Here is a 12,358-nt window from a genome sequence, read left to right as displayed (position 1 = left end):
GGCCCGCCGTTCTCAGCGGATGTTGTCGCTCGCCCCCGTGGCTCGAACGGCGCCCCGGCGGCGGGTGGACGTGAGGGGATCGGCGACGTCCTCCAGGGACTTGCGCTCGGCGTCGACGCCGATGAACCACGCCACCAGGCCGCCGGCCAGCATGAAGGCGGCGCCCAGGGCGTACCCCGCGGCGAGCGGGCCCCGGGACTCCCCCTCGCCGACGAGCGCGGCGTACAGCGACGCGGCGACGGCTCCCGAGAGCTGCGCGATGCAGAAGAAGAACGCGATCGCCTGCCCGCGCAGCTCCAGCGGGAAGATCTCGCTGACGGTCAGGTACGCCGACGACGCCCCGGCCGAGGCGAAGAAGAAGCAGACGCACCACAGGACGGTCTGGGTCACGGCGGTGAGGAGCCCCGCGTTGAACAGCACCGCCGCCACGGCCAGCACGATCGCCGCCAACCCGTAGGTCAGCAGGATCATCCTGCGCCGCCCCCACACGTCGAACAGGTGGCCCAGGCACAGCGGGCCCAGGAGGTTCCCGAACGCGAACGGGATGAAGTACAGCGGCACGCGCCCGCTCGGGACGTCGAAGAAGTTGCTCAGCACCAGGGCGTAGCTGAAGAAGATCGCGTTGTAGAGGAACGACTGCGTGATCATCATCGTGCCGCCCAGGACCGCGCGGCGGCGGTACTCGGTGAACATGATCCTGCCGACGCGCAGGATCGGGATCGACCTCTCGGGCACCACCTCGATGGACCTGCTCTCGTCCACCGGAGCCAGCTCGACGCCCTGCCGCGGACGGTCTCCTCGATGCCGTCGATCGTCGCCTCGGCCTCCTGTGCGTACCCGTGCGTGAGCTGCCAGCGAGGGCTCTCGGGGATGTGGCGGCGGATGTAGATGATGACCAGGCCGAGCACGGGCCCGATGAAGAAGCAGATCCGCCAGCCCCAGAAGATGGGCACGAGGTCGGGGTTCAGCAGCACCAGCGCACCCAGCGACCCGATCAGCGCGCCGGCCCAGTAGGTCCCGTTGACCGCGATGTCGACCCGGCCGCGGAAGTGCGCGGGGATGAGCTCGTCGATCGCGGAGTTGATGGCCGTGTACTCGCCGCCGATGCCGAGGCCCGCGACGAACCGGAACACCAGGAGCGAGCCGAGGCTCCACGACAGGCCGCCGAGCCCGCTGCCCGCCAGGTAGATGACGAGCGTGAGGATGAACAGGCGCCGCCGGCCCAGCCGGTCCGTCATCCGCCCGAACACCAGGGCGCCGACCACCTGGCCGATCAGGTACACGGAGGCCAGGAGGCCCACCTGCGCCGGCTCGATCCCCAGCCCGCTCTCCGGCTCGGTCAGCACCGAGCCGACGTTGGCCACCAGCTGGATCTCGAGGCCGTCGAGGATCCACGACACCCCGAGCCCGACGACGACCATCCAGTGGAACCTCGTCCACGGCAGCCGGTCCAGCCGTGCCGGGATCAGGCTCCGCACCGCCTGCGGCGGCGCCGTGGGTGCGCTCATCTCAGTCCCCTCTCTCACTGGCCGGCCGGGCCCGCCGGCACTGCTGCCGCTCCGTCCTCGCACGCGGAGCCGCGCCGTCCCGCTCGCGCTCGCGGTGGGCCGGCAGGGTGTCGCCGAAGGGGTTCGCAGCCATGCCGGGTCCTCTCCGTGGAGGCTTCGCACGGGGCCGGCTGCTGCGGTCGTCTCTTCGCCAGACCGTGTCACCCCGACCGCGAGGGCGCATCCCGAGCAGCGCGGCGAGCGGTCAGGCGGGCGCGAGCCCGAGCAGCGCGGCGAGCGGTCAGGCGGGCGCGAGCCCGAGCAGCCTGGCTCCGTCGGCGTCGAACGGTGTCGACGCCCGGAACCCCGTGGCCTCGACCGCGGCCAGCACGGCACGGGCCACCTGCCGGAACCTGTCGCCGTCGACGTGCTCCGGCCGGACCTCGACGGACCAGAACACGATCGACCGCCAGAAGCAGACGGCCATGTGGCCCTCTCCCACGTCGACCACGAGCTGGTCGTACAGGACGGCATTCCCGTCCGCGTCCTCGCCCTCGTCCTGGCGCTCACGGACGCCGACCCCGAGCTCCCCGAGCCGCGCGGCCACCCGGACGAGCCGAGCCCGGGCCTCCGGGGTGGTCGTGGCGTCGATCGGGGCGGAGTCGTCGACCGGGACGCCGTCCGCGGTGAGGTCGACCTGCCAGCGCGCGCCGCCCCACTCCGGTCGCACCGTCTTCTGGGTCAGCCACGCCGGGGTGGCCTCCGGCGCGCGCGGGAACCGGCCCGCGTCGACGGCCCACGAGTCAGGTGCGAACCGGGACTGCGGTTCGTGGTCGTGGTCGAAGTCGACGGTCGTCCCGCCCGTGGCGTGGGCCACGACCGTCGCCGTGTACCAGGTGCCCGCGCCGGGCCGGTACATGCGGGCCCGCAGCTCCGACAGCAGACGCCTCGCGTCCCGGTCGAACCGGTCGGTGGCGCGCGCCGGCCCGGTCGCGGTGCTCGCCGTGACACCGTGCGTGGCTTCGTCCCCGACCTCCTCGTACACGAGCGTCATCGACTCCCACCCGGGAGGGGCGATCCCTGCCAGGGCACGCCCGAGCTGGTCGGACTCGTCGGCGGTCGGGCGCTGGGTCATCACACCATCGTCGCGGACAGAGTCGACTCGACCGGCGACGTGTCCATGGGTGGCAGCGTGGGCGTCGACGGCTCCGCCGCAGGACCGTTCACGCCTCGCCGAACACGGCCGCCGTGAGCCTCCGGGCGAGCGCGCCGCCGTCCCCGAGGGCCGTCCCGTCGAGGCTGACGGCGGGGACCGCGCCCATCACGGAGTTCAGCACCAGCACCTGGTCGGCGGTCTGCAGCTCCTCGACGGTGACACGCCGGTCCTCGACCACGAAGCCCCAGGCCCCGAGGAGCCGCCGGGCCTCGGCCGCCATGGTGCCGGGCAGGGCGTGCGCGGACGTGGGGAAGCGGACGGTGTCGCCGAACACGCCGCAGACGGTCGCGGTGCTGGTCTCCGACACGGAGCCGTCGACGTCGAGGAGCACCGCCTCGTCCGCGCCGTGACGCCTGGCCCAGTCCCCCGCCCGCTTGCAGTGCAGGTAGTTCAGCGTCTTGTGCTCGGCGAGGTAGGTGTGCCGGGCGTGCGGGTAGGTGCGCAACCGCAGCCCGCCCCTCGCGGCCAGGGCCTCGCGCGGCGCGTAGGGCTTGGCGGTCGCGAACAGCACCGGGGACAGCGGCGCGCCGCTCGGGTTGCCCGCGGCCGCGACGAGCTTGACCACGGCGGCCGTCCCCGCGAGCCCGTTCCGCTCGACCAGCCGGGCGATGACGTCCGCCCACGTGACGTCCGGCGGCGACCCCTCGAAGAGCTCGGTCCAGGCGCGCTCGAAGCGCTGCACGTGCGCGTCGAGCAGGATCGGCCGGCCGGCCTGCACGCGCAGCGTCTCGAAGAACCCGAGGCCGTACGACAGACCTTCGGAGTCGAGCGGGATCGTCGCGGCCGAGCGCGGCTGGAAGGTCCCGTCCTGCCACACCGTGGGCTCGTCGCGGCTGTCGCCGCTCGCCGTGTGCAGGGCGTCCATGAGCGTCCGGCCCTTGTGCAGCGTCTCCTCGAACTCGCTGGCCGGGTCCGAGTCGAACACGATGCCGCCACCGACCGAGAACACGGCCTTCGTTCCGGTGAACGTCGCCGTGCGGATCGCGATGGACAGGTCCATCGTGCCGTCGAACCCCACGTACCCGATGCTGCCCGTGTAGACGTGCCGGCGGACCGGCTCGAGCTCGTCGATGACCTCCATCGCCCGGATCTTGGGGCAGCCGGTGATCGAGCCGCCGGGGAACGTCGCCCGCAGCAGGTCGACGGCGTCCATGCCGGGGTCGAGCTCCCCGGTCACCGTGGACACGAGGTGGTGGACGTTGCGGTAGGACTCGAGGCGCTTGTGCTCGACGACGTTCACCGAGCCCGCGCGGCAGACCTTGCCGATGTCGTTGCGGAGCAGGTCGACGATCATCGACAGCTCGGCGTCCTCCTTCGGGCTCTCGCGCAGCTCGGCGCGCAGTGCCTGATCCTCCGCCGGGGTGCTCCCGCGGGGCCGGGTGCCCTTGATCGGCCGGGTCTCGACCTGGCCGTCCCGGAGCTCGACGAACCGCTCCGGCGAGGTCGAGACGATCTGGTGGTCGCCGGCGTTGACGTAGGAGAAGAACGGCGCCGGGTTGGCCGCGAACATGTCCGCGAAGCAGTCGAACGGGTTCCCGGTGAACGGCGCCTGGAAGCGCTGCGACATGTTCACCTGGTACACGTCGCCGTCCACGATGTACTGGCGGATCGCCTCGACGGCCGCGAGGTAGCCGGCCCGGGAGAAGGCGGACGTGCACGGACCTGTCGCGTCAGCGTCCACCTCGCTCGGCTCCACCGGTGCACGCAGCGTGTCCCTGAACCGCTCGACCTGTCGCCGCGTCGCCGCCGGGTCGTCACCGTCCACCTGCATCGCGAGGAGCGTCGTGGCCTCGGTCGCCCGGTCGTGGACCACGAGGACGCGGGGCGCGACGAGGTGCATGAGCGGCAGGCCCAGGTCGTCGACGCTCGTCCGGGGCAGGTCCTCCAGGCAGTCCTTGAGGTCGTAGGCGAGGTAGCCGAGCAGCCCGCTGGTGAGCGGCAGCGGCGGCGCCGACCCCTCGAGCTGCGGCGCGCCGACGTGCCGCAGCACCCGGCGCAGCGCCGTGAACGGGTCCTCGTCGAGCTCGACCTGGTGGTCGCCGTCGGTGAGCGTGGTCCGCGTGCGGTGCCCGCTCAGCGTGAGCCACGGGTCGACGCCGAGCACGTGGTAACGCGCGCAGTCCTGGTCGCCGCCGCTGAGCAGCGCGACCGTGCCCGGGAGACGCGCGAAACGGCGCACCACGTCGACGAACGGCTCCTTCAGGTGGAGGGGCTCGCAGTGGACCCCGGTGACCGTCCGCAGCGAGGACAGCCGGTCCTGCGTCGCCGTGCTCATGCTCGGGCTCCTTCGAGGGGACGGACGCGCGTGAGGTCCTCGAGGTCGAGCGGACCCGTGCGCAGGAAGTTCTCGATCAGCATGAACCCGTGCTCGGTCAGGAAGCTCTCGGGGTGGAACTGGACGCCGGACAGCGGGTGGCGCACGTGCTGGACACCCATGGGCACACCGTCCGCGGAGCGCGCGTTGACCCGGAGCTCGCCGCTGATCCCCGTCGTGGCCAGCGAGTGGTAGCGCGCGACGGTGAACGGGTCGGGAACGCCCGCGAACAGACCCGTGCCGTCGTGGTGCACGGCGCTGCGCTTGCCGTGCATCGGGACGGGCGCGTGCACGGTGCTGCCGCCGAACGCCTCGACGAGGCACTGCATCCCCAGGCACACGCCCAGGATCGGGAAGGTGCCATGGCACCGCCGGATGAGCTCGGTCGAGATCCCGGCGTCCCGTGGGCTCCCGGGGCCGGGGCTCACGAGCACGTAGTCGGGTCGCTGCGCGAGGACGTCGTCCACGGACAGAGCGTCGGCGCGGTGCACGGAGATGTCCAGGTCGTAGCGCCGGAACATCTGGACGAGGTTGAAGGTGAAGGAGTCGTAGTTGTCGACGACGAGAAGAGTGGCAGTCATCCGGTGGGACCGATCGTCGGTGGGTGTGCGGGCCGTGCGGGGGCTACAACGTGGTGAAGCCGCCGTCGACGGGCAGGTACGTGCCGGTCATGAAGCGGGACAGGTCGCTCGCCAGGTACACGATCGGGCCGGCCATGTCCTCGGGGAGCCCGTTGCGGCGCATCGGGCACTGCGCCGCGATCGACTCCTTGACGTGCGGCGCCATCGGCATCGCGGCGTCGGTCAGCGTGAGCCCGGGCGCCACCGTGTTGGCGCGCACGCCGTGCGGTCCGAGCTCGGCCGCGAGCGTCCGGACGTAGGCGTCGACGGCTGCCTTGGCGGTGCTCTGCGCGAGGAAGCCGGGGTTGCTGCGCTTCGACAGGGTGCTCGAGACCGCGATGATGCTGCCGTTGCCGCGCCGGATCATCTCCGGGGCGACCGCCTGGCTCGCGTGGAACACCGCCTTGAGCTCGTCGCCCACCTTGCGTTCCAGGTCTGCCCAGTCGTAACCGAGCACGGGCGCGTGACGGAAGTGCATGTGCGCGTTCGTGACCAGGACGTCGATGCGCTCGAAGCGGTCGTGCACCGCTGTGACCATCTCGGCGACCTGGTCCGCGCGCGTGACGTCGGCCCCGAAGACCTCGGCCGTGCCGCCCTCCGCCTCGATGAGGCCCTGGACGTGCCGGGCCTGCGCCTCGCTGTCGCGGTAGTTGACGGCGACCGTCGCGCCCTGCTCGGCGAGCAGGAGCGCCGTGGCGAGCCCGATGCCGCGGCTGCCGCCGGTGACCAGCACCACCTTGTCGTGCAGCAGACCGGAGCCCGCGGCCCGCGCCGCACGGGACGACGAACGACGCCCGGTCGCGGCCAGTCCGGCGCGCTTGCCGTCGACCGCGGCGGCGAGCGAGGCCAGGCGCGGCGCGTCGAACAGCTCCGAGAGGCCGAGCTCGACCCCGAACGCGTCCTTGGTGCGGGCGAGGACCCGCATGGCCGCGAGCGAGTGCCCGCCGATGTCGAAGAAGTGCGACTGGCGGCCGATCCGCGCGGCGGGCAGGTTCACGACGAGCCCCCAGATGCCGGCGAGCGTGCGCTCCGTCGCCGTGGCCGGGGCCTCGTACGCGGCGCTCTGCTGCAGCTCACCGTCGGTCTCGACGAGCGCGCGGCGGTCGAGCTTGCCGTTGGGCAGCTGCGGCATCGCGTCGAGCAGCACGAACGCGTCGGGCACGAGGTAGGCGGGGAGCCGGTCCTGCAGGAACGTCCGCAGCTCCCCGACGGGCACCGCGTGGCCGGGCCGGCTGGTGTAGAACGCCACCAGCCGGTCGCCGCGACCGACGACCGCGCGGGCCCGGACGCCCTCGAAGCCGCTCATCACCTCCTCGACCTGGCGCACGTCGATACGGGCGCCCCGCACCTTCACCTGGAGGTCCCAGCGGCCGAGGAAGTCGAGCGTCCCGTCGGGCAGGTGCCGCACGACGTCGCCGGTGTTGTAGAGCCGGCCGCCCGGCTCGGCACCGAACGGGTCGGGCACGAACCGCTCGGCGGTCAGGGCGTCGAGGCCGTGGTAGCCGTCGGGGAGGCCGACGGACGAGACGTGCAGCTCCCCGGGGACGCCGTCGGGCACGAGCCGGCCGTGGCGGTCGAGCACGTGGACGCGGGTGTTGGCGATCGGGCTGCCGATCGGGACGAACTCCGCCTGCCCGTCGAAGCCCGCCGTGTCGTAGTAGGTGACGTCGTTGAGCTCCGTGCACCCGTAGTTGTTCAGCAGGCGCGTGCCCGGCAGCACCTCACGGAACGCCAGGACCAGCGCCCGCGGCAGCGGCTCGCCGGCGGTGATGCAGACCCGGAGCGCGGGGCAGCCGCGTCCCGGTGTCCTTGACGTGCTCGACGACCGCGGCCAGGTGCGACGGGACGAGGTTGAGGCGGCTGACGCGGTGCTCGGCCAGCGCGTCGACGAAGGCGGCCGTGTCCCGGACCGCGGCGTCGTCGACGAACACCTGCGGGCACCCGTTCAGCAGGCCCGCGAACAGCTCCTTGACCGCCACCGCGAAGGCGAACGGCGTCTTCTGCGCCACGACCTCGCCCGGCTCGAACGGCAGCCTCGCGTCGAGCGCACCGAGCCAGTTGTCGAGCTGGCCGTGCGGCACCCGGACGCCCTTGGGCGTGCCCGTCGACCCGGACGTGTACATGACGTAGGCGAGTTCGTCGGGTCCTGCGGCCCGCTCCGGCCCTGCGCCCTCGGTACTCGCGAGGTCGTCGAGCCGCACGCACCGGGAGTCCTCGACCCCGAGCAGGGCCTGGTGCCGTGCGTCGCAGACGACGGCGCGGGGGCTCGAGTCGTCGAGGATCTGCTGCAGGTAGGCCGCCGGGTAGGACGGGTCGAGCGGCACGTACGCCGCCCCCGCCTTCCAGACGCCGAGCAGCGTCGCGAGCAGCTCCCCACCACGCGGCAGGCACACCGCGACGAGCTCCCCTGGTGCGGTGCCGCGCGCCCCGACTGCGTGCGCCACCTGGCTCGCACGCCGGCTCAGGTCTCGGTAGCTCCACGCAGGTCCGCTGTCCCAGCACGCGACCGCGTCCGGGGTGCGGGCCACCTGCGCGTCGAACCGCTCCACGAAGGACCACGCGGGGGCCTCGGTCGCCGGCACCCGGTCGTTGCGGGCCACCAGCTCGGCCACGTCGGAGTCGCGCAGCAACGGCAGGTCGACCACCCGCCGGCCCGCCTCCGCGAACATGCCTTCCAGCACGCGCTGGTGGTGGGCCAGCAGCCGCTCGACCGACGCCCGGTCGTACAGGTCCGAGGCGTAGACGACCTCGACCTCGAGCCCGTCCCCACCGCCCGCGTAGGACAGCTCGATCTCGCACCGCGCCGGCACGTGCTCCTGCGCGACGAGCGTCAGCACCGCGTCGTCCGGCTCCTCGCGCCCGGGGTAGGACCGGAAGGTCACGTCGCCCGGCAGGGCGGTGCCGAGCGCGGCCTCCGGGAAGTTCTGGTGCCGCATGACGACGGGGACGAGCGGGTTCGCGCTCCCCCGCCGCGCCGCGTCGGTCACCTGGAGCACCTGCTCGAACGGCACCGGGTGCTCGAACGCGCCGAGCACCCGCGAGCGCACCGCCTCGAGCAGCTCGGCGACGCTGCTGTTCTCGTCGACGCGCAGGCGCAGCGGCACGATGTTGACGAAGAACCCGATCAACGGCTCGAGCGCGACGTCCGGCCGGTCGGACGCCGTGGTGCCGATGCACAGGTCGTCCCTGCCGGTGTACCGGCTCAGGGTCACGCCGAGGCCCGCGAGCAGGGACATGAAGATGGTGCCGCCGTGCCGGCGCGAGAAGCGCTCCAGCTCCCGGGAGAACTCCTCGGGGTACCGGTGCACGAACGTCCCACGCGTGGCACCGGGGTGCCGGCCGCGCGGCCGGACCGTCGGCAGCTCGAGCGTGTCCTCGTAGCCGTCGAGCTCGTCGCGCCAGTAGTCCAGGTCGGCGGTCAGGTCCGAGGTCCGCTGCACCCGCGCGAAGTCCGTGTACTGGAGCGTCAGCGGCGGCAGGTCCGGCTCCTGCGCGCGGGCGAACGCCGCGTAGGCGCCCTGCAGCTCGGCCAGGAAGATCGCCTTGAGCGACCACGCGTCCGCCGCGATGTGGTGCACGTTGAACAGCAGCAGGTGCCGGTCGCCCGACAGCCGCAGCAGCCGCGCGATGAACACGTGGCCCTGGTGCAGGTCGAAGCGGTGCTCGAGGAACCGTTCGAGCTGCTCCAGCAGCCCGGCGCGGTCGACCGGGACGACCGGCAGGTGCACGGGCTCGGCCGGCGCGACCCGCTGGACCGGCACACCCCCGTCCGTCTCGCCGTACGAGGTGCGCAGGCTCTCGTGCCGGGCGACCACGAGGCTGAGGCTCTGCTCGAGCGCCGGCACGTCGAGGTCGCCCTCGACGAGCAGCATCAGCGGGAGGCTGTAGCTCGTGCTCTCGGGGCTGCGCTGGTGGTGGACCCACATGCGCTCCTGGAACCACGACAGCGGGCTGCCGGCGGCGTCCGGCGCGTGGAGCGTCTGGGGTGCGGGGCCCGAGGCCAGCTGGTTCGTCATAGGGCAGGCACAATCCTTCACGGCTGTATGCGTCATGGCGCGGTTCTGTGCACCGCACGACCACTTCTGAATTCCGAACATCGGGTAAACAATGGATGCCGGAGTGGGGTCAGGGCCCGCGGCTTCCGCAGGCACGACGGCCACTGTAGCCGTCAGGAGATGTGCTTCCAAACGCGTTCCGCGTCTCGGTCGAGGCATATTAGTCCGACGGCGGAGCGGGCGTTTCTCGCTCGGCGACGGCCCTCGGCGGCGTGGAGACCCGGATCCGAACGGCGCGGTGCGACGGCGCGCGGTGCGCTGCACGACCGCCGTGAGGGCGCGCGCGGTGGAGGGAAGCACCTGCCGCTCACCGACGGCACGGTCCGACGCCTGGCGGCGTGCCGAGAGGCCGGGAGGTCGCCTGGGTTCGTGGTGAACCCGCTGCTCACGGCCTCGGTGCAGGTGTGTTCGACCACACCGGCGGTGCGGGCGGCGCGGACCGGCAGCCGGCGGAGCGAGGCGCCGTGGGCGACCGGGAGGGTGCTGCGGGACGGCCCCCATGACGACCGCAGGTGCTCGACGAGACGTTGCTCACATGCAGCATCTCTGCGCGCACCGCTCCCGCAGAAACACGCGCCCCGCCCTTGTCGGACCGCAATTCATCGTCGATTCGTCGGCGCTCGACCGAGATGTTTTCGCGTGTACCCGTCCGACAGCGAGCGGCACTTCCGCCAAAGGTCTCACCATAGCCGCGTCTCTCGCCGATCGCGTCGGTCGTCGACGACATTGGTCTCAGTCAGCTCGGTCGGGGTCGCGAGGCGGGAGGTACGACGACGAGCCCGGACTGGTACGCGAGCACCACTGCCTGAGCCCGGTCGTGCGAGTCGGTCTTCATCAGGATCCGGGAGACGTGGGTCTTCACGGTGGCCTCGCTCAGCACCAGGCTTCTCGCGATCTCGCCGTTCGACATGCCCTGGGCCACGAGGAACAGCACCTCCCGTTCCCTGGGGGTGAGCCGCGCGACGGCTTCGTCGGAGGACTGACCGGCGCCGGGCGCGGTCCCGAGTGCCGCGATGACCGTGCCGGCGACCGCCTGGTCGATCCACCAGCCGCCGCCGCCCACCTCGCGGACCGCGGCGATGAGCGTCTCGGGCGCGGCGTGCTTCAGCAGGAACCCGCTGGCGCCCGCGCACAGCGCCCCGTGGACGACCTCGCCGTCGCTGAAGGTGGTCAGCACGAGCACCTTGGTGAGCCGATCCGGGTCCTGCCCGACCTCGGTGAGCAGTCGGGTCGCCGTGATCCCGTCCATGCCGGGCATCCGGACGTCCATCAGCACGACGTCCGGCAGGAGCGCCTGGGCGAGGGCCACGGCTTCCGCCCCGTCCGAGGCCTCCCCGACCACCTCCAGCTCGGGTTCGGCCCGCAGGAGCATCGCGATCCCGGCGCGGATCAGCGGCTGGTCGTCGGCCAGCAGGATCGACACGGTCATGTGCGGCCCCGGCTCTGGGAGCTGGTGACCGGCGGTTCGGACGCCGCGGTGACGGGGAGCTCCGCCCGCACCAGGAAGCCGCCGTCCACCGCCCCCGCGTCGAGCGTTCCTCCTTCGAGCTTGACGCGCTCGGCGAGCCCCACGAGGCCGTACCCCGAGGAGGGCACGGGGTGGTCCGCTGCGGTCGGCAGTCCGCGCGCGTCCCGGACGGTGATGGTGAGCACCCCGTCACCCCAGGACACCCGCACCCGTGCTTCGGCGCCGCGACCCGCATGCTTGGCCGTGTTGGTCAGCGCTTCCTGGACCACGCGGTAGGCGGCCGCGTCGATGCTGCGGTCCAGGCTGACGGGCGTCCCGTCGACGGCCGTCTCGACGCTCATATGCCCTTTCCTCTTCTGCGCGACGAGGACGTCGAGGTCGTTGCTGAGCGTCGGTGGCTGGACGAAGTCGTCGCCGGAGCCGGGGTCCGCAGCGCGGAGCAGCCCCAGCATGCGCTGCAGCTCGTCGATCGTCCGCACACCCGTGGCCTGGATGAGCGCCAACGACTCACGGACACGCTCGTCGTCCGCTCCGACCAGGGTGCGCGCACCGGCGGCCTGGAGGTGCATGGCCGTGACCCCGTCGGCGACGATGTCGTGCAGCTCGCGAGCGAGGCGCAGCCGCTCCTCCCGGACCGCCAGCTGGGCCTGGGCGCGCTGCTCGCGGACGGCACGGTCGGCATCCTCGACCAGCGCGTGCTCGCGGTCCTCGCTACGCCGCTGAGCCTCACGCGCATGACGCGCGAACCCCCAGACGGTGACCGCCAGCAGGGCGTAGATGAGGAGCTGGACCGTGAAGCTGACCCAGAAGCTCGTCTCGGTGTTGATCCGGTCCGCGGCCCCGGACGCGCAGTCGATCCCGAACGGCACCGCACACGCCACGAGCGCGAGCCGCGCGGTGCGCCGGGACGTGCAGCGGGCGACGGCGTGCAGCGCGACCAGCAGTCCGGCGAACGGCGCATAGCCCGGCACCGCGAGGCCGGCGAGCGCGTACAGCCACTGGACCGCGAAGACGCCGACCGGTCGCCGCCAGCGGGCCAGCAGGGACGCGAAGACCAGTGCGCTGACGAGCGGGATGACCAGGACGGGCAGGACCGCACCGCCGCGCAGCTCGCGGGCACCGCTCCAGAACAGGAGGTCCACGGCCAGCGCGAGCACGACGACGGCGATGTCGCGGGCTCTCAGGCGCCCGAGCATCG

Annotated in this window: 9 protein-coding genes; all 9 read right to left on the bottom strand. The window is 72.6% G+C overall.

Features of this window, described 5'->3' with window-relative positions; genetic code table 11:
• Positions 1-12 precede the first annotated feature (12 nt).
• On the bottom strand, positions 13-693 hold the full coding sequence (locus ACVW07_RS11690; RefSeq protein ID WP_456819412.1) for an MFS transporter: 681 nt from the start codon (positions 691-693) through the stop codon (positions 13-15).
• Positions 648-1,508 carry an MFS transporter gene (locus ACVW07_RS11685; protein ID WP_456819411.1) on the bottom strand — a complete coding sequence of 287 codons (861 nt, stop codon included), beginning with the start codon at positions 1,506-1,508 and terminating at the stop codon, positions 648-650. Before ACVW07_RS11685 ends, ACVW07_RS11690 begins: the two co-directional genes overlap by 46 nt.
• Positions 1,509-1,788: 280 nt before the next feature.
• Positions 1,789-2,622 (bottom strand): hypothetical protein, encoded by an 834-nt coding sequence (locus ACVW07_RS11680; RefSeq protein ID WP_456819410.1) that lies wholly within the window; start codon positions 2,620-2,622, stop codon positions 1,789-1,791.
• 88 nt (positions 2,623-2,710) lie between these two features.
• Positions 2,711-4,978 carry an aminodeoxychorismate synthase component I gene (pabB, locus tag ACVW07_RS11675; RefSeq protein WP_456819409.1) on the bottom strand — a complete coding sequence of 756 codons (2,268 nt, stop codon included), beginning with the start codon at positions 4,976-4,978 and terminating at the stop codon, positions 2,711-2,713.
• Positions 4,975-5,598, bottom strand: coding sequence for an anthranilate synthase component II (locus ACVW07_RS11670; RefSeq protein WP_456819408.1), 624 nt, complete (start codon positions 5,596-5,598; stop codon positions 4,975-4,977). Before ACVW07_RS11670 ends, pabB begins: the two co-directional genes overlap by 4 nt.
• 43 nt (positions 5,599-5,641) lie before the next feature.
• Positions 5,642-7,372, bottom strand: a complete 1,731-nt coding sequence (locus tag ACVW07_RS11665; RefSeq protein WP_456821070.1) for an SDR family oxidoreductase — start codon at positions 7,370-7,372, stop codon at positions 5,642-5,644.
• The gene (locus tag ACVW07_RS11660; RefSeq protein WP_456819407.1) at positions 7,359-9,653 is read right to left on the bottom strand and encodes a non-ribosomal peptide synthetase; all 2,295 of its coding nucleotides are present in this window, start codon (positions 9,651-9,653) and stop codon (positions 7,359-7,361) included. The genes ACVW07_RS11665 and ACVW07_RS11660 overlap by 14 nt, the downstream gene beginning before the upstream one ends.
• A gap of 775 nt (positions 9,654-10,428) precedes the next feature.
• A complete protein-coding gene (locus ACVW07_RS11655; protein WP_456819406.1) occupies positions 10,429-11,121 on the bottom strand; it encodes a response regulator in 693 nt (230 codons plus the stop codon).
• Positions 11,118-12,356 (bottom strand): sensor histidine kinase, encoded by a 1,239-nt coding sequence (locus ACVW07_RS11650; protein ID WP_456821069.1) that lies wholly within the window; start codon positions 12,354-12,356, stop codon positions 11,118-11,120. The genes ACVW07_RS11655 and ACVW07_RS11650 overlap by 4 nt, the downstream gene beginning before the upstream one ends.
• Between the last annotated feature and the right edge of the window lie 2 nt (positions 12,357-12,358).

Source organism: Cellulomonas sp. URHB0016, from assembly GCF_054057935.1.
Note: the sequence above shows the minus strand (reverse complement) of the source record. Positions and strands in the feature narration are given on the sequence as shown.

What these genes read in the sequence shown, in the direction of transcription:
- ACVW07_RS11690 (WP_456819412.1), bottom strand. Translation starts at nt 693, where the DNA reads ATGTTCACCGAGTACCGCCGCCGCGCGGTCCTGGGCGGCACGATGATG.
- ACVW07_RS11685 (WP_456819411.1), bottom strand. Translation starts at nt 1,508, where the DNA reads ATGAGCGCACCCACGGCGCCGCCGCAGGCGGTGCGGAGCCTGATCCCG.
- ACVW07_RS11680 (WP_456819410.1), bottom strand. Translation starts at nt 2,622, where the DNA reads ATGACCCAGCGCCCGACCGCCGACGAGTCCGACCAGCTCGGGCGTGCC.
- pabB (WP_456819409.1), bottom strand. Translation starts at nt 4,978, where the DNA reads ATGAGCACGGCGACGCAGGACCGGCTGTCCTCGCTGCGGACGGTCACC.
- ACVW07_RS11670 (WP_456819408.1), bottom strand. Translation starts at nt 5,598, where the DNA reads ATGACTGCCACTCTTCTCGTCGTCGACAACTACGACTCCTTCACCTTC.
- ACVW07_RS11660 (WP_456819407.1), bottom strand. Translation starts at nt 9,653, where the DNA reads ATGACGAACCAGCTGGCCTCGGGCCCCGCACCCCAGACGCTCCACGCG.
- ACVW07_RS11655 (WP_456819406.1), bottom strand. Translation starts at nt 11,121, where the DNA reads ATGACCGTGTCGATCCTGCTGGCCGACGACCAGCCGCTGATCCGCGCC.
- ACVW07_RS11650 (WP_456821069.1), bottom strand. Translation starts at nt 12,356, where the DNA reads ATGCTCGGGCGCCTGAGAGCCCGCGACATCGCCGTCGTCGTGCTCGCG.